The 18,081-nt window shown below is 56.9% G+C and carries 22 protein-coding genes and 1 tRNA gene; 7 read left to right on the forward strand and 16 right to left on the reverse strand.

The window, feature by feature from the left end:
- The 12 genes from SV253_00825 to SV253_00880 form a co-directional block, all read right to left on the reverse strand.
- The coding region (locus tag SV253_00825) for a hypothetical protein (GenBank protein ID MDY6774630.1) at positions 1-278 on the reverse strand (278 nt) is incomplete at its 3' end.
- A gap of 6 nt (positions 279-284) precedes the next feature.
- Complete coding sequence (locus SV253_00830) at positions 285-1,070, reverse strand: proteasome assembly chaperone family protein (GenBank protein ID MDY6774631.1); 786 nt, start codon at positions 1,068-1,070, stop codon at positions 285-287.
- Positions 1,052-1,228 (reverse strand): RNA-protein complex protein Nop10, encoded by a 177-nt coding sequence (locus tag SV253_00835; GenBank protein ID MDY6774632.1) that lies wholly within the window; start codon positions 1,226-1,228, stop codon positions 1,052-1,054. The genes SV253_00830 and SV253_00835 overlap by 19 nt, the downstream gene beginning before the upstream one ends.
- Positions 1,229-1,238: 10 nt before the next feature.
- Positions 1,239-2,048: a translation initiation factor IF-2 subunit alpha gene (locus tag SV253_00840; protein MDY6774633.1), complete on the reverse strand. Its 810-nt coding sequence runs from the start codon at positions 2,046-2,048 to the stop codon at positions 1,239-1,241.
- Positions 2,049-2,052: 4 nt separating this feature from the next.
- Positions 2,053-2,226 (reverse strand): 30S ribosomal protein S27e, encoded by a 174-nt coding sequence (locus SV253_00845; GenBank protein MDY6774634.1) that lies wholly within the window; start codon positions 2,224-2,226, stop codon positions 2,053-2,055.
- A gap of 1 nt (position 2,227) precedes the next feature.
- Entirely contained in the window at positions 2,228-2,506 is a 279-nt protein-coding gene (locus SV253_00850; GenBank protein MDY6774635.1) for a 50S ribosomal protein L44e, read from the reverse strand.
- Positions 2,507-2,560: 54 nt separating this feature from the next.
- Positions 2,561-3,193, reverse strand: coding sequence for an endonuclease III (gene nth, locus SV253_00855; GenBank protein ID MDY6774636.1), 633 nt, complete (start codon positions 3,191-3,193; stop codon positions 2,561-2,563).
- A 1-nt stretch (position 3,194) separates the two neighbouring features.
- Positions 3,195-4,130 carry an aldo/keto reductase gene (locus tag SV253_00860; GenBank protein ID MDY6774637.1) on the reverse strand — a complete coding sequence of 312 codons (936 nt, stop codon included), beginning with the start codon at positions 4,128-4,130 and terminating at the stop codon, positions 3,195-3,197.
- A 201-nt stretch (positions 4,131-4,331) separates the two neighbouring features.
- Positions 4,332-5,099, reverse strand: coding sequence for a PAC2 family protein (locus SV253_00865; GenBank protein MDY6774638.1), 768 nt, complete (start codon positions 5,097-5,099; stop codon positions 4,332-4,334).
- A gap of 41 nt (positions 5,100-5,140) precedes the next feature.
- On the reverse strand, positions 5,141-6,412 hold the full coding sequence (locus SV253_00870; GenBank protein MDY6774639.1) for an MFS transporter: 1,272 nt from the start codon (positions 6,410-6,412) through the stop codon (positions 5,141-5,143).
- Between the two features lie 44 nt (positions 6,413-6,456).
- A tRNA-Val gene (locus tag SV253_00875) sits at positions 6,457-6,530 on the reverse strand.
- Between the two features lie 64 nt (positions 6,531-6,594).
- The gene (locus tag SV253_00880) at positions 6,595-6,906 is read right to left on the reverse strand and encodes a transcription factor S (protein MDY6774640.1); all 312 of its coding nucleotides are present in this window, start codon (positions 6,904-6,906) and stop codon (positions 6,595-6,597) included.
- A gap of 105 nt (positions 6,907-7,011) precedes the next feature.
- Between SV253_00880 and SV253_00885 the strand changes: the two genes are divergently transcribed.
- Genes SV253_00885 through SV253_00895 form a run of 3 tightly spaced genes read left to right on the forward strand, consistent with a single transcriptional unit; the run spans position 7,012 to position 8,997 of the window.
- Positions 7,012-7,938, forward strand: coding sequence for a peptidylprolyl isomerase (locus tag SV253_00885; GenBank protein MDY6774641.1), 927 nt, complete (start codon positions 7,012-7,014; stop codon positions 7,936-7,938).
- Between the two features lie 17 nt (positions 7,939-7,955).
- Positions 7,956-8,645 carry a molybdopterin-binding protein gene (locus SV253_00890; protein MDY6774642.1) on the forward strand — a complete coding sequence of 230 codons (690 nt, stop codon included), beginning with the start codon at positions 7,956-7,958 and terminating at the stop codon, positions 8,643-8,645.
- A gap of 40 nt (positions 8,646-8,685) precedes the next feature.
- Positions 8,686-8,997 (forward strand): ferredoxin family protein, encoded by a 312-nt coding sequence (locus SV253_00895; GenBank protein MDY6774643.1) that lies wholly within the window; start codon positions 8,686-8,688, stop codon positions 8,995-8,997.
- A 66-nt stretch (positions 8,998-9,063) separates the two neighbouring features.
- Here the strand turns inward: SV253_00895 and SV253_00900 are convergent, their stop codons facing one another.
- The 3 genes from SV253_00900 to SV253_00910 all read right to left on the reverse strand — a co-directional run bounded on the left by SV253_00900 (position 9,064) and on the right by SV253_00910 (position 12,561).
- A complete protein-coding gene (locus SV253_00900; protein ID MDY6774644.1) occupies positions 9,064-9,951 on the reverse strand; it encodes a KaiC domain-containing protein in 888 nt (295 codons plus the stop codon).
- A gap of 9 nt (positions 9,952-9,960) precedes the next feature.
- Positions 9,961-10,824: an HTR-like protein gene (locus SV253_00905; protein MDY6774645.1), complete on the reverse strand. Its 864-nt coding sequence runs from the start codon at positions 10,822-10,824 to the stop codon at positions 9,961-9,963.
- Between the two features lie 93 nt (positions 10,825-10,917).
- Positions 10,918-12,561, reverse strand: a complete 1,644-nt coding sequence (locus SV253_00910; protein ID MDY6774646.1) for an AMP-binding protein — start codon at positions 12,559-12,561, stop codon at positions 10,918-10,920.
- 511 nt (positions 12,562-13,072) lie between these two features.
- Between SV253_00910 and serA the strand changes: the two genes are divergently transcribed.
- From serA to SV253_00925, 3 genes are read left to right on the forward strand one after another with little or no spacing between them, the layout of a single operon-like run.
- Positions 13,073-14,647, forward strand: a complete 1,575-nt coding sequence (gene serA / locus SV253_00915) for a phosphoglycerate dehydrogenase (protein MDY6774647.1) — start codon at positions 13,073-13,075, stop codon at positions 14,645-14,647.
- Between the two features lie 15 nt (positions 14,648-14,662).
- Positions 14,663-16,750 carry a phosphoribosylformylglycinamidine synthase subunit PurL gene (gene purL, locus SV253_00920; protein ID MDY6774648.1) on the forward strand — a complete coding sequence of 696 codons (2,088 nt, stop codon included), beginning with the start codon at positions 14,663-14,665 and terminating at the stop codon, positions 16,748-16,750.
- Between the two features lie 46 nt (positions 16,751-16,796).
- On the forward strand, positions 16,797-16,976 hold the full coding sequence (locus SV253_00925; GenBank protein ID MDY6774649.1) for a DUF1918 domain-containing protein: 180 nt from the start codon (positions 16,797-16,799) through the stop codon (positions 16,974-16,976).
- Positions 16,977-16,987: 11 nt separating this feature from the next.
- Here SV253_00925 and SV253_00930 read toward each other — a convergent pair whose 3' ends face one another.
- Positions 16,988-17,665 carry a metal-dependent hydrolase gene (locus SV253_00930; protein ID MDY6774650.1) on the reverse strand — a complete coding sequence of 226 codons (678 nt, stop codon included), beginning with the start codon at positions 17,663-17,665 and terminating at the stop codon, positions 16,988-16,990.
- 94 nt (positions 17,666-17,759) lie between these two features.
- Here SV253_00930 and SV253_00935 point away from each other — a divergent pair, with 94 nt between their 5' ends.
- Positions 17,760-18,020: a UPF0147 family protein gene (locus tag SV253_00935; GenBank protein ID MDY6774651.1), complete on the forward strand. Its 261-nt coding sequence runs from the start codon at positions 17,760-17,762 to the stop codon at positions 18,018-18,020.
- The last annotated feature ends 61 nt before the right edge of the window (positions 18,021-18,081 follow it).

The following is an 18,081-nucleotide window of genomic DNA, read 5'->3' on the forward strand; positions in this document are numbered from 1 at the left end:
TGTTCGTGTTCGTGTTCGTGTTCGTGTTCGTGTTCGTGTTCGTGTTCGTGTTCGTCGCCGCCCCCAAGTGTCAGACGTATCTCTCCCTGTATCACGTACTGTTCGTGTTCGGTCTCGGGATGGTAATGTCTCGGCATACCGCCACCGGGCTCCATGTAGAACTTCCTCAGGTTGAAGTTGGGGGCACCGTCGTCCTCCGTGATGAAACGCCTCACCTCAACTCCGTCGCCTCTTCCGACCTTCTCCAACTTGACGTCTGAGTCTCTCTTCACTGGCATTATTTATTACCCTATGTACCTCAGGTCGTTGTCTCCCGCCGCCGACGGGGACTGCTGTATCTGGTTCATGTCCTGGAGACGCTGTACGACCTCTTCCATCTCCTCGGCGCGTTCCTCAAGCTCCTCCATGTCGACCTCGAAGCCGAGTGCCTGGGTCAGGACTTCTAAGACTGCCTGTGCGCTCTTGGGATCGACCATGTAGCCGCTCGTCTCTCCCATGAGACAGACAGCGGGTACTCCTCTCTGTTCTCCTAACCCGAGTAGGAGACCCGATATTCCGACTATGCCACCAGCGGGCTCGTCGCTCTCGAAGTCGACTCCGAGTTCTTTCGTCTCCTCTAAGAAGTCGCGGTCGTTAGCCGCGCCGTAGACGTCGTACTCCTCGACTAACTCGCCCGTCGGGACGCCACCGAGTGTGTAGACTCTCTCGACGCCGAACTCCTCGGCGATGTCGAGGACACGTCCCGTTATCTTGTAATGTCCGTCCATCGTCTGTGACTGGTGGTCGCCAGTAAGTACGAGGAAGTCGTTCCCCTCGACCTCACAGTGGTGGAGCTCTATGCTGACTAGCTCAGCCATCCCCTCGTCGTCGACCTCCGACTGAGGAGGGAAATGCTGTGAGTAGATACGTCTCACGACCTCCGACTCGAACTCACCGACTATATGATCCGAGACGAGCTTCCCGACGTGTCCGACTCCCGGGAGCCCCTCTATAAGAACCGGGCTCTCTACTTCGACGTCTGTGACCTCCTCGACGGCTATCTCTTCTGTCTCTATCTGTGATCTTCCCATTTTGTCTTCCTCCTGTAGTTACCGTACTTGTCCTTGGGTGAAAAACGAGGCGGTGAACTGTTCTCTGTCTCTTTTCCACAGACTCGACACGTCTCACCTAAGCTGTATACGGGCTTTTCGTGTTCGTCCGAGAGACATCTCCTTATGACGGATTTCATGTAGCTGTAGCTAAGCTTCCGCAGTCCGTGACTTAGAGTGGTACTCTCCCGTACCTCCGAGGTCTCTTATCCTGTCGACAGCCTTCTGAGCGGCTTCCTCGACCGCCCTCTCGGCGGTCTTGTAGTCGTGTGCCTTCGCGGTTATACGGTACTCAGGTGCCGAGACGTACTCGACGTCTATCTCGACCTCCTCCTCGCCGTCGTATCCTATCTCTTCGAGGGCTTTCTTTATGTCGTCTACTCCTCCGAGAGACAGCGTCTCAAGGTCGACGAAGCCGTCTATCTCGACGTAGGGGACGCTGACGTTCTCGCGCGCGACCCTCGTGATGCTCTCAGCGATCTCGGGCTCTACTTCGGCTTCCTCGATTACCTCGACACCGCCCTTCGCCGCCTCCTCGAGAGCCTCGTACATAGTGCCGTAGGTATTTATGAGGGCTTCGGCGACACGTGTGAAAGCCTCGTCTGTGTCTTCGACGTCGACCTCTTCGTCTTCGAGAGCCATCGAGACCCATTTGTCGGCTTTCTGTTCGTTCTTCCACTCCTGTATCTTCGTCCTCTTCTGCTTGTCGTTGACGTCCTTGATCGAGAGGTCTATCTGGTGGCTCTCCCTGTCGACGTCCAGAACCTTACAGACGACTGTCTGATCCTCGCGGACGTAGTCACGTATGTACTTGACCCAGCCGCTCGAGACCTCCGAGACGTGGACGAGACCCTCCTTATCCTCGTACTCGATGAGGTCGACGAAGGCACCGAAGTCCTCGACCTCTGTAACCTTACCCACGACGAGCTCTCCGGGATCAGGCCAGCCGCTGTACTTCATCCGTCTACCGCGCCTCCGCTACCTCTACTACGTCTCCCTGTATCTCTGCCTCTCCTCCCGTCGGAACCACGAGAGTCGAGCCACAGACCGCACACGGTACCTCCGAAGCCGCCTTCTCGAAGACTACCTGTTCGTTCTCACAGTCGTCACATCTGACCTTGAGGAATCTTCCCGCCATCTTAGTCCTCCAGTTCGAGCTTTCCGGCTCTCCATCCCTCTCTGAGATGTGCCTTGCCACACTCACTGCATCTGTAACGCAGGTCTGTCTTCTTAGTCGGCTTGTTTCCTCCCGGAACCTTCGAGAACTTACCGTCGTTACCTATTCCCGAGTTGCGTTCCCTCTGTCGGTCTATCCATTTCATACCCGTCTCTCGTCCTCTCTGTACCTTCTCGACTTCCATCTCCTGGTGGGAGTCACAGTTGGGACAGTAAGTCCTGAAACGTCTCGGCATCTTCATAGTGCATAAAGGTAGACGTCCCGAGGGTTTGATACTTTCGGTTAGAACTACGGGTCAGAGTTCCGACGACGGACAGATGTCTTCGAGGACACAGTCACCGCAGTCGGGCGATCTCGCCGTACACGTCGCCCTTCCGTGGAATATCAGGAGATGTGAGACGAGCCTCCACTGGTCTCTGTCGTATATCTCCATCAGGTCTTCCTCTATCCTCTCGGGCTTCTCCTCTTCTGTGATACCGAGACGCTGCGAGACCCGCTGAACGTGTGTGTCGACTGCTATTCCCTCGTGGCTGTCGAAGGCATTCGAGAGGACGACATTGGCGGTCTTCCTCGCTACTCCCTTGAGTGTCGTGAGTTCGTCCATGCTCCTCGGCACCTCGCCGCCGTACTCCTCGACTATACGCCGCGACGACTCTAAAAGGTAATCCGACTTCGAGTTGTAGTAGCCCGTCGAACGGATAATCTCCTTCAGTCTATCCTCGTCCGCCTCTGCCATCGCCTCGGGCGTCGGATACTCGTCGAAGAGTTCGGTTGTGACCTTGTTCACGCGCTCGTCGGTACACTGTGCCGACAGAACCGTGGCTACGAGAAGCTGAAACGGAGTCTCGTAGTCGAGTGTAGTGTGTGCCTCGGGGTACTCCTCCTCCAGACGTTCGTAGACCTCCTGTGCGCGTTCCTGCCGATCCATATCAGAACACCAGAGACTCTATCTTCTCGACCATCTCGTCTGACATCGGCTCGTACTCGGTCGCCGCGGCGACGTTCTCCTCAACCTGTTCGGGAGTCTTCGCGCCGGGTATAGTCACAGAGACAGCGTCGTGTGCGAGTACATACTTTATAGCCGCCTGTGTGGGGCTGTAATCCTTGTCCTCCTCCTCGACAAGCCTCTTGAGTTCGTTTCCCGCGCGCACTCTCTGTCTCACGAGTTCGTCGGGCATTCCCTTTCTCATGTCGGTCGTCGGAAAGTCGTGGTCTTCGTCGTACTTTCCCGTCAGGAAGCCGTTGGCGAGGGGCTCACGCGCGACTATACTCACGTCGTTGTCCTCGGCGTAGTCGAAGAGGTATCTCTTGGCGCCCTTCTTTATTATGTTGAAGCCGACCTCGACGACGTCTACGTCTCCCGTCTCTGCGGCGATACGTCCCTCTGCTGGCTCGTGTACAGAGACGCCGTACTGTCCAATCACGCCCTCGTCCTTCATCCTTCTGAGGGGTGCGTAGGTGTCGGAGTCGGAGAGTGCCTTACGCGGCGGGTTCTGGAGCATGTAGACGTCTATATAATCCGTCCTGAGACGTTCTATGCTCTTGACCGCGGCGTACTTTATGTACTGGGAGTCGAAGTTCATATCGCCGTCCTGGTAGAAGTCGGCTCCTCCCTTCGTGCAGACACGTATGTCGTCGGAGTTCGTCTCGACTGCCTCGGCGAGTATCTCCTCCGAGTGTCCGTGTCCGTAGACATCGGCTGTGTCGAAGAAATCGACGCCGAGTTCGCGCGCCTTACGTACAGCGGCTACCGACTCGTCGTCGTCGGTAGGACCGTAAGAGTTGCCGTACTCGTCTCCTCCTATTCCCCATCCCCCGAATCCGACCTCAGAGACCTCAATCTCCCCCAGACTGCGTTTCTTCATACCCATACGCCGTGTAGTTCTTGGGTGTTTATGCCGTTTGTCGTTTGTCTTTGGTTCCCACGCCACACCACACTACTCAGACTCTCCCTCTCGCTGTCAGTTCCGTCGGTCGGCGCGGTACATCCCGCGACTGTGACGAGGTGACGAGGATCACATAGACTGCGACAACACCGACTGAGGATCTCACTCTCACTCTCACTCTCACTGGTACATACCGGGTCCACCGCTCGGCTCTTGTGTCTGTCCCTGTGCCTGTCTCTGCTTGAGCTGCTGTGCTATCTGCTGTTTCTGTCTCTGTATCTCCTCAGCCTGTTCGACGAGCTCCGATGTGTCTATGTCGAAGCCTAGGAGGGGTTCAAGAGCCTCTTCTACCACACTCCTCGCGGCTTTTGGGTCAGGCAGATACGGGTTCGCCTCTACTATCAGAACCGCGGCGGGGACGTCTGCGTGGTAACAGTCGTTGACGAGCGATCCCGTGATACCGCCGACGATACCTCTGTCCTCGGGTATCTCGATCCCGGCGTCTTCGAGCTTCTTCTTCATTCCGTCGGTAGTCGCGACACCTCTCACGGTTCCGACTGTCTCCTCCGACTGAGCGGGCGATCCGGCTAAGAAGACAGCCTTCTCGAACTCGTCGGCGAGGTCGTTGAGGACACAGTCGCCAAGCGGATCGAAGGCGTTCGGCGGGAGTGCCATGTCGCTCTGTAACGTCATTATACTCGGCTCCTCTCCGGCGTAGACACGTACAAGATCACCCACCTTCCCGTCACTGAAAGTCGCCACGGGCGGGAACTCTTCCGACTGTATCACACCGTGTTTTTCGAGCTGTAGCTGTTTTGTTATCTGGTCGACGGCTATCGAAGCCACGAGACCGTGTCCCGGAAGACCCTCAATGAGCGTTGGTGACTCCGACTCTAGCTCCGTTATACGTCTGAACTCGGCTGTTCTCTGTGTCTCTGTCCCCGGCATAGACCCCAAGACGGCTGTGAGACATATAGTTCTTTTCTACATTACATACTCACGACTGGTTCGCCTCCCGACACGCGTTTCAGAGCTATTATAGAGACGAGCGATCCGAGAGGAAAGACGGCGAGGAGGAAAAACATCAATCCGTAGTTGTTTCCCGTCTGGGTCAGAACCCATCCCGCGAGAGCCGCGCCGACGGCTCCGACTCCGAAGTTTATTCCGAAGACGAGACCGAAACCCACACCCCTGTTGTCCTCGGGGAGGTACTTAGTGACGACTGTCGAGTGTAGAGGCGGAAGTGTAAAGAGGAGAGCACCGAATGCAACTCCGCCCGCGAGTATCCATCTACCTGACCCGAGACCCAGCACGACGAAAGACGCGCTCGTCGCAACGTAGACCCCCTTCAGAACTGTCTCGACTTCGAACCTCTCTCCCAGGTTACCTCCGACTATCTGACCCACAGACCCTATGAGGAGTATCGTCGAGTAGACCCAACGTCCCGACTCTATCTCCTTCCCCGCTACTTCGAGATCCGGGAGAGACGAGACGGTGTTGAGGAAGTCGGGAAGGAAAGTCAGCGACCCTCTGTAGTACATCCCCGCGAAGATATAGACGCCGACGACCGCGGCGAATCCCACGGTCGCGAAAGAACTCATCTGTCCGAGTAGACTACTCTTGCCATCAGCGTCAGCTTTGACCTCGTCGTCTGATTCGACGGGGTCGTCGGGTCCCCACAGACGGAAGACGAAGCCGAAGACGACGAGTGACGCGCCGAGGACAACGAGGAGCGTCCTCCAGTCGGTGAATGTGAGTCCGACAGTCACTCCCAGAGGACCGAGACCTATGCCTATGTTCGCGCCGAGACCGTGGTACGCGAACCCCTTGCTCGGCTCGTCGGCACGTCTGCTTATGAGGCTGAGAGCGGGTGAGTGGTAGAGACCCGCGCCCGCCCCCGCGAGTGCGACGACGAGACCGAGACTAGCGAAGCTGTCGACGGCTAAAACACCCAGTAAAGCCACTCCGGTTCCGAAGAGGAAGAGGTCTATCGCGGTGTCGGCTCCGAGCCTGTCACTTATGACCCCAGCGGGCAGCGACGTTACTCCGAAGAGAGCCGCCATCGCAGTCACGACGAGTCCGAGCGTGTATCTCGTGACTCCGAACTCAGTGACCCAGATCGGCACCAGAATCGGAATCGAGAGCATCACAGCGTGGTTGAGCGAGTGGGCTGTCGTCGAGTAAGCCAAGAGATGTCTGTCGGACTCCGTGAGATGACCCTTGAGACCTAGCTCCTCCGATATGGCAGAAACCACAGACATGTGTGTCTAACACTAAACCGCGAAACCGTATAAAAGGGTGGATATGGGTCGGGTCGGGTTCGAACCGACGGCCTCCGCCGTGTGAAGGCGGTGTCATGACCAACTAGACTACCGACCCTCCAGTCTAGAGTTGTCTCTTCGGGATTTTAAGCTTACGACGTCGGCGCGTACGTCGAGCTATCTCAGTCGTAGTCCCTCCACTTGTGGTCGCACTCGGTACAGATGTAGAAACGTGTCTCCGACTCGTCCGCGGCGCGCGTCTGCTGGAGGTACCAGTAGGCTGTGTCGTTGCCACATTCGGGACACGTCTCCTCCGTGGTCGGCAGACCCTTGTCCTCTTCGTCCTCAAGGACGGTGACTTCGCCCCGTCCACCCTCCTCAGTTGTCGTGTAGTCGGCGTCGTCTTCCTTCACCTTGACCGCGCCACACTCCTTGCACTTGAAGACGCCGCCATCTAGGTACATCATCGAGCCACACTCTGGACAGAACTCCATAACTACGGAGAAGTAGGTTGCGGTCACACTTAACCTCCACGGCTCGTCTCTCTTGGTGGCTTAACAAACAAACAGATTAAGTATCTAAGCCGTCTGTCTTACTCTATGACTGACCAAGAAGCTGAAGAGTCTGAGGACGAGAACGAGACGCAGGGGATTCAGGAAGGAGACTTCATACTCATAGACTACACCGCGACGACTGAGGAAGGCACTGTCGTTGACACTACGAGACAGGAAGTCGCAGACGAAGAGGGTCTTGACGAGGAAGGTAGGAGCTTCGAGCCCCAGCCCATCATAGTAGGTGAGGGACAGATATTCGAGGAGGTCGAGGACGAGATCATAGGTGAGGACGTCGGATACTCGGGGGAGATAACTATCGACGCCGCCGACGCCTTCGGAGAGTACGACCCCGAGAACGTCGAGACAGTCAACGTCAAGAAGATAGACGAGGAGAACCGTTACCCCGGTGCTCAGGTCGAGGTAGACGGACAGCAGGGATACATAGAGACAGTCGTCGGAGGACGCGCGAGAGTCGACTTCAACCACCCTCTCGCGGGACAGGATATAGAGTACGACTTCGAGGTAGTCGACACTGTCGAAGGTAAAGTCGAGAAGGCGGAGGCTCTCGTCTTACTCAACGCTGGTGCTGAGGTCGACGTCACGCTCGGCACCGAGACGAAGACCGAAACAGAGGTCGTCGAGACCGACGACGGCGACGAGACTGAGGAAGAGGAGGAAGTCGAGGTCGAGACCCTCTACATAGAACAGACCCCCGAGCTCTCGATGAACCAGAACTGGATAATCGGCAAGAACCAGGTCGCACAGGAGATAATTGACCAGCTAGACGTCGAGAGAGTCGTCGTGAGGGAGACTATAGACGCAGGCGAGGGAATGGGCATGGGAATGGGAGGGCTCGGACCTGAGGTCGTTCCCAACGAGGGCGGCGAGGAAGTCTCCGCCGAGGAGATAGCCGAGGACATACAGGCTGCTGACGAACACGAACACGAACACGAACACGATCACGACCACTAAACAGACCAGACACCGCCTTGAAGGTATCCATACTCAACGTCGGCGACGAGATACTCGACGGAGACATACAGAACACCAACTCGACTTGGCTAGCCTCGCGTCTCTCTGAGATCGGTGTAGACGTCGAACGTATCTGTGTTCTGCCCGACAGGGTCGCCGACATCTCGTCCACAGTGAGCGAACACAGCCGTCTCTACGACGCCGTCGTAGTCACAGGGGGTCTCGGACCCACCCACGACGACGTCACCGTCGAGGCGGTCGGACGGGGCTTAGACAGGAACATCGAAGTCAACGACGAGGCTCTCGAATACCTGCGCGAGGGGTACGCGGGGCAGACGAGCCTCGAAGCCACAGCGGAGCTTCCCGAGAACTGCCGCGTCGTCATGAACCACGAGGGCGTCGCGCCGGGATGCATAGTCGAGAACGTCTACGTCTTCCCCGGGGTTCCCGTCGAGATGAAGTCGATGTTCGAGAAAGTCAAGGACGAGTTCGAGGGGGACGAGACATACACGAGGTTCGTCTACACCACGATGTACGAGAGTCAGATAATCGGATACCTCGAAGAGGTGCGTCAAAAATTCGACGTACAGGTCGGAAGCTACCCCGGCGGAGAGGGTGAGGAGGTACGCGTCAAGCTCACCTCCGGCGACGAGGACGAGGTCGAGGACGCAGCCGACTGGCTCTCCGTCGAGTTCGAGGAGTCGTAGCGTAAACATTATAATACTAAAAGATCATTTGTAATTCAGTATGGCGATAGATCCAGACTTTGAGGACAACAGAGAGGTTGTAGACCAGCACAACGGACACGACGTCTGGGGTCCCGTAAATGAGCCCGAGGAACTCGGTATACACGGAACCCGTGTTGCCGTCGACTTCGACATATGTATAGCAGACGGCGCGTGTCTAGAGGACTGCCCCGTCGACGTCTTCGACTGGATAGACACTCCCGACCACCCCGAGTCGGAGGAGAAGGCAGACCCCGCACGTGAGGACGACTGCATAGGATGCTACCTGTGTGAGGACGTCTGCCCCGTCGACGCGATAAAGGTCAAGTACTAAGATAAACTAAAACCCAACTCGGGTTTCGGCTTTCTCCATCTGTTTTTCCGGTGTCAGAAGTAGAAGTCAGAATATACTCGCGCGTGAGTAGACCTCTATCCCCTCCGATGTGAGTTCGTAGGGTCTTATACTGCGTGAGTGGGACGTGTCACGTATCTTGACTATCTCGACTGCCATCCGTGTCCCTGAGCCGCCCTCCTCACGCACGTAACGCAGGACTACGAAGGCATCAGCGAGATACTCTATTATGCCGTACTTCGACTTGTAGGCGTCGTCGTCCGACGCCTCGCTCGTCATCAGAACTGTTATTCCGGCGTCCTTGAGACTCTTTCCGAACCTGAAGACCTGGTTACGTCTCTCCCCCGCTGTGTCGAACATCATCTCTATGAGTGTCACCGAGTCGAAGACGACACGGCTCGCTCCGAAGTCGGTGAGCATACGTGGGAGTTCGTTACGTATGCTGTTGAGGCTCGTGGCGACCTCGACGGGGTTCATATGCACGATTTCGAGAGAGCCCTCGTCCTCGTACCTGCTGAACTCCCAGCCCATACTGTCGGCGGTCGATCTCACCGAGTCCTCGGTCTGTTCGAGCGCGAAGAAGACGCATTTCTCTCCGTTCGAGAGTCCCTCGTGGATGAACTGCATCCCGAAGGTCGTCTTACCCGTACCCGGACTTCCGACGGTCGCTATCATGCTTCCGCGTGGTATTCCGCGGTCGATCATCTCGTCGAGACCGTTGACACCCGTCCTTATACGGTTCTCTCCGACCCTCAGTCCCTCCTCGTCGCCTTTGTCCTTCCCCTTCGTCACGTCGGGGAACCAGTCATCCGGATCACCTAGGTCGCCCGCCTCGTCGTCTACTCGCTCTAACTCCGGCTCTGGCTCTTCCTCAGTGTTGCCTTCGTCGTCGCCGAACTCTCCGAAGCCGAAGTCTTCGTCACCTTCGTCTGACATCCTCTTCTCTCACCCGTACTTTCTTATACTACTTATCTCGAATCCCTCGTCGGTCACGCTCGTCTCATAGACGTCGTTCTCGTTTTCGCTGAGCTCAGCCATCGCTCCTCTGAACGAGCCTATGTACATAGTCCTCTGTCTCTGCATCTCCCCCTTTGCCCACTCGAAATGGAGAGTGCCGTCGAGAGTCGCGGATATCTCCTCGTGTCTGTTCTGCGTGAGTGTCTTCTCGTCTAAGAGACCGTATATGAGACCGTTCCACTCCTTCGACATCTTCTGGAGACCCGCGAGGAGAACTAGGAGGTCGCTCCAGTCTATACGGACGTTGGTCGCCCTCACTAGCGACGTGAGTGAGTCGATTATTATGAGGTTGTCGCCCGCGTTTCTGTCTAGGTAGTCGGCGAACTCCGAGAGTAGACCCTCGGATCCCTCGGAAGCCCCTAGCCCTTTTAGACCCCTGAGCTCCTCGCCTATCCAGGATCTCGGAACAGCAGTGTTGTGGAAGTAAGACTTCGAGAAGTCCCTGAAGACGAGGTTCTCGGTCAGAATCTCGTACATCTCTTCGTTGAGGACGTACCTGAGTTCGTTGAGGACGTCCGACTCGCTCCTCGTGAAGCTCAGGTAATGTATGTCGCTCGGCAGATTAGACTCCTCGAACTCGCCGCCGTGGTAGACAGAGAACCTGTCGGGGGCGTGTCTCGCCATCAGAACCATAGCGGCACTCGTGTATGCGAACTCGGGGGCTCCGGCTCCCGTCTCTCCCGACAGAAGTACGAAGCTTCCGCGCGGAACGCCGCCGTTAAACATAGTGTCGAGGGTCGCGAGCCCGAAGGGTATACGTTCCTTCCGACTCAGCCCCGAAGTTGCACCCATCTGTCCTATTAAGAAGTACGAGATATAATTAAATTTGGCTTTGTTGCTCGGTTGGGATATGATAATAGAAAAGCTAGTTAGGAGAAAGCCAGCCTAATCCTGCTGTTTCTCTATCTCGCGGTCTCTGAGAGTCTTCCTACGTATCTTCCCTGTCGCAGTCTTCGGGAAGTCGTCGACGAAGTCGAGTTCACGCGGGTACTCGTGCTTTGCGAGGTTGTTCTTGACGTGATCCTGTATCTTCTCCCTGAGTTCGTCGGAAGGCTCGGCGTCGTCTGCAACCTGGACGTAAGCCTTGACTATGTTTCCTCTAACCTCGTCGGGAATGCCCACGACAGCGACCTCGGCGATCTCCTCGACTTCCATGATCTCGTTCTCGACCTCGACGGGTCCTATGCGGTAGCCCGACGATATGATGAGGTCGTCGTCTCTCGACTGGAACCAGATGAAGCCGTCCTCGTCCTTCTCGGCGAGATCTCCGGTGAGGTACCAGTCGCCCTCGTGTACCTCCTCGGTCTTCTCGGGCTTGTTTATGTACTTCTTGAACTTGACGGGGTCGTCCGCCTTGAGGGCGATCTCGCCGAGTTCGCGGGGCTCACACGGCTCTAGAGTATCCTGGTCTATGACCTCGACCTCGTGTCCGGGGAACGGAAGTCCCATGCTGCCGGGCTTGACGTCCCAGAGCTTGTCGCAGTTTCCGACGAGGAGGTTCGCCTCTGTCTGTCCGTAGAGCTCGTTTATATGGATGCCGCGTTCCTGTCCCCATTCGAGAGCCTCGGGTGTGAGCGACTCTCCTCCCGAGACGATGAACTCTAGTTCGAGGTCGTAGGGGTCGTCGTCCTCCTGTCTCAGCATGTTGAGAGCCGTCGGAGGTACGAATCCGTGGCTGATGCCGAACTTCTCCATGAGCTCGTACTGCTGCTCGGGTATGAACTTGCCGAGGTTGGTACCCACGACGGGCTGTCCGTAGTAGAGAGCGGGGACGAGACAGTCGAACATTCCTCCCGCCCACGCCCAGTCAGCGGGTGTGTAGTAGACGCCTTCCATCTCCATGTTGTGGAGCATCTGGAAGCCGGGGAGATGTCCTATAAGGATTCTGTGTCCGTGGAGGACTCCCTTGGGGTCTCCCGTAGTACCCGAGGTGTACATCAGGAGACAGTCGTCCTCAGGTGTGGTGTCGGCGGGCTCGAACTCGGTCGACTTCTCGTCGAGGTAGTCGTTGAAGAGTATCTCGTCGCCGTCCTCGGGCTCTCCGTCTCCGACTATGAGTATGTGTTCGAGAGAGTCGACGTCGTCCTTTATCTCACGTATAGTGTCCATCTTTGTGTGGTGGACGACTATCGCCTTCGCCTCGGAGTCGTTGAGCCTGTACCTGATTCCGTCCTTCTCAAAGGTGTACGCGAGAGGCAGTGAGATAGCGCCGTACCTCCACGTTCCGGTGTGTGCGACTATCGTCTCGGGCTGCTGGGGAACGTGTACTGCGACGACGTCGTCCTGAGTAACACCGAGGTCGTCGAGCGCGTTTCCGTACTGGTTGGTTCTCTTCTGGAACTGCCAGAAGGTCCACGTCTCGTTCTCACCGTACTTGTTCTCCCAGAAATGGGCGACCCTCCCGCGGTCGTCGGCGTGCTGGTCTATCGCCGCCGTACCCATGTTGAACTTGTCGGGAATCTCCCACTCGAACTCCTCTCTCGCCTCTTCGTAGCTTTCGACTCCCGAAAGATCCATGCCTTCTAACATATATAGAATAATGCTGATTTATCAGTATAAATCAATTTTGGAAGCGTCCCGAGAGCTTTGCTCTCGCGGGCTAACGAAATCGGAAGATTTCGTAACGTCCCGAGAGCTTTGCTCTCGTGGGCTCAGAAATCTTTGATTTCTGAACGTCCCGAGAACTCCGTTCTCGCGGGCTCGTCAGACGAAGTCTGACGAACGTCCCCAGAACGCAAGGCGTTCTGGTGTGCGAACGAATCGCTCTGCGATTCGTCAACGTCCCGAGAACTCCGTTCTCGTGGGCTAACGAAATCGGAAGATTTCTGAACGTCCCGAGAGCTTTGCTCTCGTGGGTATGCCAATCTTTGATTGGCTACAGTCGCAAACCGAAGATTTGCGTGTAGGCAAGATCAGAGATCTTGCAACAACACAAATCAGAGATTTGTGGAAGCTCGCAAATCACAGATTTACGAACTCACGAACCTGAGACCAGAGAGGTATAGAAAGCCTCAAGGCGTCTTCTCTGGAACAAACCAGCATGCCGAAGGTTCTAATCAGCGACCCGATCTCAGACGAGGGCGTTGAGCGTCTCAGAGAGTCGTACGCCGTCGACATAAAGACCGAACTCACTGAGGACGAGCTCGCCTCCCAGATCGGCGAGTACGACGCCATAATCGTGCGGAGTGGGACACAGATGACGCCGAAGGTCATCGAGAACGCCGACAGACTCAAGATAATAGGCAGGGCGGGCGTCGGTGTTGACAACATAGACATCGACGCCGCGACACAGAAAGGTATAATCGTCGCGAACGCACCCGAGGGCAACACCGTTGCCGCCGCCGAACACGCAGTGACTCTGATGCTCTCGATGGCGCGTAACATACCTCAGGCTCACGACTCGCTCAAGGACGGAGAGTGGAGAAAGAGCGACTTCATAGGAGTCGAGGTCAACAACAAGACTCTCGGCGTGCTCGGGCTTGGACGTATAGGCGGTCAGGTCGCCAAGAGAGCCTCGAAGCTCGGAATGGATCTCGTCGCCTTCGACCCCTATGTGAGTGAGAGCCGTGCCGAGGAGCTCGGAGCCGAACTCGCGTCGATGGAGGAGGTTCTGAGACGTGGTGACTTCATTACCGTACACACTCCTCTCACGGACGAGACACACCACATGATCAGCCACGACGAGGTCGAGACCATGCAGGATCACGCGCGTCTCGTACACGCCTCACGCGGAGGGGTCGTCGACGAGGAGGCGATAGCAGACGGCGTCGAGTCAGGAGAGATCGCGGGAGCCGCCTTCGACGTCTTCGAGGAGGAGCCTCCGAAGGACTCGCCTCTACTCGGTGTCGAGGACATCATAGTCACTCCCCATCTCGGTGCGTCGACGGAGGAGGCACAGAGAAACGTCGCGACCTCGATAGTCGAACAGGTCATAGACGTTCTCGAAGGCGGCGTCGCCGAGAACGCACTCAACGCCCCCGCAGCCACGGGAAGCCCCAAGATGAGGGCATACGCCAACCTCGCTGAGACTCTAGGAAAGCTCACAGCACAGATAACCGACACGAGCACCGAGGAGCTTGAGATAGAGTACAGCGGAGAGATAGCCGACGAGGACACATCGCCTCTCACCGTCTCGGTACAGAAGGGGATGCTCGAGCCCATACTCGACGACCCCGTCAACTTCGTAAACGCTCCGGTCTTAGCAGAGGAGAGAGGGGTCAAGGTCACCGAGTCGAAGACGGGACATACTGAGGACTTCGTCTCTCTCGTCTCAGTCACAGCCAGAACCGAGGACGGCGACGAGACGAAGGTCGAGGGAACACTCTTCGGAAAGAACGAGCCGAGGATTGTCTACATCGACGACTACCGTGTCGACGCTCTCCCCCACGGACATATGCTCGTGATCCACAACGAGGACAGACCCGGAATGATAGGACGCGTCGGCTCGATGCTCGGAGAACACGGCATCAACATAGCCGGAATGTTCAACGCGCGTGAGTCGTCGGGCGGAGAGGCTATCATAGTCCTAAACGTCGACTCCGAAGTCTCACGTGAGGTCAGGGATGAGATCACATCCGAGGACGGAATCAAGTCGGCGAAGTACGTCTCCCTCTGAAGCTGACGAATACGAATACGAACGCGTAAGTCAGCTAAGACACAACACAACCACAACATGGAACTCTCCGAGGACGACTACGAACTCGTCGAGGAAGAGCTGAACAGACCTCCGAACGAGGTCGAGGAAGCACTCTTCGTCAACCTGTGGAGCGAACACTGCGCCTACAGATCGTCGCGTATGTTTCTCTCCGACCTGCCGAGTGACTCCGACGACGTCTACATAGGACCCGGCGATGACGCCGCTGTCCTCGAACTCAACGCCGACGACGCCGACGACGACACAGTCATAGCCGTCGGAATGGAGAGCCACAACCATCCTTCTTACGTCGATCCCTACGACGGAGCCGCGACTGGTGTCGGCGGGATAGTCCGTGACATACTCAGCATGGGTGCTCGTCCGATAGCTCTGATGGACACGATCTACTTCGGCGAGTTCGAGAGGGAGAAGACGCGTTACCTCTTCGACGGAGTCGTTGACGGAATCTCCGACTACGGAAACTCGATAGGCGTCCCGACCGTCGGAGGACAGACCTTCTTCGACGAGTCGTACAACGGAAACCCGCTCGTCAACGTCGTCTGTGTCGGAGTCGCACAGAAGGATGACGTCATGACTGCGGGATGTAAGCAGCCCGGGAACAAGCTCGTCTTAGTCGGCTCGTCGACCGGTAGAGACGGCTTAGGCGGTGCCTCTTTCGCGAGTGAAGACTTAGGTGAAGAGGCAGAGACAGAGGAACGTCCCGCCGTACAGGTCGGTGACCCCTACACAGAGAAGCTCCTGATAGACGCGACACTCGAAATACGTGAGTACGCGAAGGCGGCACGTGACCTCGGCGCGGCGGGTCTCTCGGGAGCGTCGAGCGAGATGGCGGCGATAGGCGACACGGGAGCACGTATCGACTTGGACGAGGTACATCTCCGCGAGACAGGGATGAACGCTCTCGAAATCCTCCTCAGTGAGTCACAGGAGAGGATGCTCTTCGAACTCGAACCCGACGACGTCGAGGCTGTCGAGGAGATAGCCGACAAGTACGACCTCGAAGCGACTGTGATAGGCGAGGTCACAGAAGGAGAGAGATACGTCGCCGAGTTCGACGGAGAGACAGTCGTCGACCTCCCCGCGGAGTATCTCGCCGACGGCGCGCCGACACACGACCTCGGAATAGAGGAGCCCGACGTCGAGGAGTACGCGCCGAACGCCGACAGGGACGTCACGGAGGAGGACGCACTCGATCTACTCTCAGACCCCAACAACGCCTCGAAGCGTTGGGTATACCGACAGTACGACCACGAGGTTCAGACACGCACAGTCGTAAAGCCGGGCGACGACGCCTGCGTTCTCAACATAGACGGAACGGGTCTCGCGGTCTCGTCGGGCTGTAACTCGAAACGTGTCGACGCCGACCCCGAGAAGGGCGCGCGCGACGTAGTCTTCGAGAACGCTATGAACCTCGCCGTCAAGGGTGCCGAGCCCATCGCTATGGTCGACTGTCTCAACTTCGGAAACCCGGAGAGACCCGATGTATACGGCGTCTTCGCCGATGCAGTCGGCGGTCTCGGAGACATGGCTCACGAGATAGACGTTCCTATCGTCGGCGGAAACGTCTCCCTCTACAACGAGTCGGAGGAGTTCGGAACCGCCGTAAATCCCACACCCAGCGTCGGTGTCTTCGGAAGGACACCCGACCCTGACGCCCCGCGCGCAGACCTCTCGGAAGCCGACGTTGGAGACTCCGTAGTCGTCGTCGACGGCACCGACGCAGATCCGAGAGACGTAATTGACGACACCGTCGAGATAGCGCGCCTTCGATCCGTCTCGGCGTCACACGACGCCTCGGAGGGCGGTCTCGTGGTCGCTCTCGCCGAGATGTGTGGCGAGAACGGAGCCTCAGTCGAGTACGAAGATCCCTTCGACGAGACCTACGGAAGAGTGGTCTTTGTCACCGACGACGTCGACGCTGTCTCTGAGACGACCGATCTCGAGGTCACCGTGATCGGTGAGGTCACGCAGTCGGGTCTGAGAGTCGAGTCGCCCGACGGCTCCTTCGAACTCTCACACGACGAGATCGACGACGCGCGCGGCTTCATAGAAGACGAGATGTAAAAAGCGAATAACAAATTCTTTTGACCACCGACTTCTTCCTACGTGTATGAGCTTCGAGAAAGGAGACAGCATCATACTCAAGGACGAGTACCACGACAAGAACGGAGAGGAAGGAGAGGTAGTACAGGTCAGCGAGACGATGTTCGGAGGCAACACCTACACCGTCGAGGTCGACGACGAGAGAATAGCGGGTCTCGGCGAGGATCAGTTAGAAGCGGCTGACTAACACTAACTAAACTAAGCTCTTATTCCTTCCCCGGCGTCGAGTATCTCGACCTCAGCGTCGTCTACCTTCTCCGCGAACTCGTCGGGATTCTGCTGTATAGGCGGGAAGGTGTCGTAATGGATGGGTATAGCCGTCTCTACACCGAGCCAGTCGACGGCGACCGCCGCCTCGTCTATGCCCATCGTGAAATGGTCGCCTATCGGAACCGCAGCGACGTCGGGGTCGTAGACTCCGCCGATGACCTTCTCCATGTCGCCGAATAGGGCGGTGTCACCCGCGTGGTAGAAGCTAGTCTCGCCGTCGTCTATGACGTAACCAGCGGGGGTACCTCCGTATCCGTCGAAGTCCGCCTCTCCCGGAGTTCCCGACGAGTGGAAAGCCTTCGTCATCTGGAACTCGACGCCGTCGTGCTCGTAGCTTCCTCCGACGTTCATACCTACCGAGTCTTCGTGTCCCTGCTTGCCTAAGTAGCCCGCGACCTCGGGCTGTGCGATCACGGTCGCATCGAACTCGTGAGCCTCGGCGACGTGGTCGAAATGTCCGTGTGTCACCGCGACGACGTCGGGGTCGAAATCGTCGGGGGTGACGTCGTTCCAGTTGTTGCCCTCGGTAAAGGGATCGATGAGTATCTGTGTGCCGTTCTCAGCCTCTATCTCGAAGAATGCGTGTCCGTGGTATCTTATCTCCATGTCTACGACATAACGAACCTCGTATAAATACCCAACGCAACGCGCAGAACTTTGAACTTAAGTAACTGGCTGTGGTAGATCCGCCAACACAAACATGAGCGACGAAGAGACACTCCGTGAGTCGGGGGAAAAGCTGGACGAGATAATAGACGACGAGTCGGTTCCACGTAACATACGTGAGTCACTCGAAGAGGCTCAGGAGTATCTCCTCGACAGTTCGGAGCCGGTCAGCGAGAGGGCGGCGAACGCCATAAACATCTTCAACGACGTCTCGAACGACCCCAACCTTCCGATGCACACACGGACGACTATCTGGAATATCTCGGGGGAGCTAGAGGGTCTGACAGCCGAATAAATCTAATCGCTCTTCTGTAGTAGTGAATACTTATTTCTGAAAGGAGCTAATAGTTGGATTC

Origin of the sequence: Candidatus Afararchaeum irisae (assembly GCA_034190545.1) — an archaeon.
Lineage (GTDB): Archaea > Halobacteriota > Halobacteria > Halobacteriales > Afararchaeaceae > Afararchaeum > Afararchaeum irisae.

Bases quoted from the DNA above. Each gene is read 5' to 3' on its own strand.
- SV253_00850 (MDY6774635.1), bottom strand. From the start codon at position 2,506: ATGAAGATGCCGAGACGTTTCAGGACTTACTGTCCCAACTGTGACTCC.
- SV253_00935 (MDY6774651.1), top strand. From the start codon at position 17,760: ATGAGCGACGAAGAGACACTCCGTGAGTCGGGGGAAAAGCTGGACGAG.
- SV253_00925 (MDY6774649.1), top strand. From the start codon at position 16,797: ATGAGCTTCGAGAAAGGAGACAGCATCATACTCAAGGACGAGTACCAC.
- SV253_00835 (MDY6774632.1), bottom strand. From the start codon at position 1,228: ATGAAATCCGTCATAAGGAGATGTCTCTCGGACGAACACGAAAAGCCC.
- SV253_00910 (MDY6774646.1), bottom strand. From the start codon at position 12,561: ATGTTAGAAGGCATGGATCTTTCGGGAGTCGAAAGCTACGAAGAGGCG.
- SV253_00905 (MDY6774645.1), bottom strand. From the start codon at position 10,824: ATGGGTGCAACTTCGGGGCTGAGTCGGAAGGAACGTATACCCTTCGGG.
- SV253_00860 (MDY6774637.1), bottom strand. From the start codon at position 4,130: ATGAAGAAACGCAGTCTGGGGGAGATTGAGGTCTCTGAGGTCGGATTC.
- SV253_00900 (MDY6774644.1), bottom strand. From the start codon at position 9,951: ATGTCAGACGAAGGTGACGAAGACTTCGGCTTCGGAGAGTTCGGCGAC.
- SV253_00870 (MDY6774639.1), bottom strand. From the start codon at position 6,412: ATGTCTGTGGTTTCTGCCATATCGGAGGAGCTAGGTCTCAAGGGTCAT.
- SV253_00830 (MDY6774631.1), bottom strand. From the start codon at position 1,070: ATGGGAAGATCACAGATAGAGACAGAAGAGATAGCCGTCGAGGAGGTC.
- SV253_00865 (MDY6774638.1), bottom strand. From the start codon at position 5,099: ATGCCGGGGACAGAGACACAGAGAACAGCCGAGTTCAGACGTATAACG.
- serA (MDY6774647.1), top strand. From the start codon at position 13,073: ATGCCGAAGGTTCTAATCAGCGACCCGATCTCAGACGAGGGCGTTGAG.
- SV253_00930 (MDY6774650.1), bottom strand. From the start codon at position 17,665: ATGGAGATAAGATACCACGGACACGCATTCTTCGAGATAGAGGCTGAG.
- SV253_00845 (MDY6774634.1), bottom strand. From the start codon at position 2,226: ATGGCGGGAAGATTCCTCAAGGTCAGATGTGACGACTGTGAGAACGAA.
- nth (MDY6774636.1), bottom strand. From the start codon at position 3,193: ATGGATCGGCAGGAACGCGCACAGGAGGTCTACGAACGTCTGGAGGAG.
- SV253_00885 (MDY6774641.1), top strand. From the start codon at position 7,012: ATGACTGACCAAGAAGCTGAAGAGTCTGAGGACGAGAACGAGACGCAG.
- SV253_00895 (MDY6774643.1), top strand. From the start codon at position 8,686: ATGGCGATAGATCCAGACTTTGAGGACAACAGAGAGGTTGTAGACCAG.
- SV253_00840 (MDY6774633.1), bottom strand. From the start codon at position 2,048: ATGAAGTACAGCGGCTGGCCTGATCCCGGAGAGCTCGTCGTGGGTAAG.
- SV253_00880 (MDY6774640.1), bottom strand. From the start codon at position 6,906: ATGGAGTTCTGTCCAGAGTGTGGCTCGATGATGTACCTAGATGGCGGC.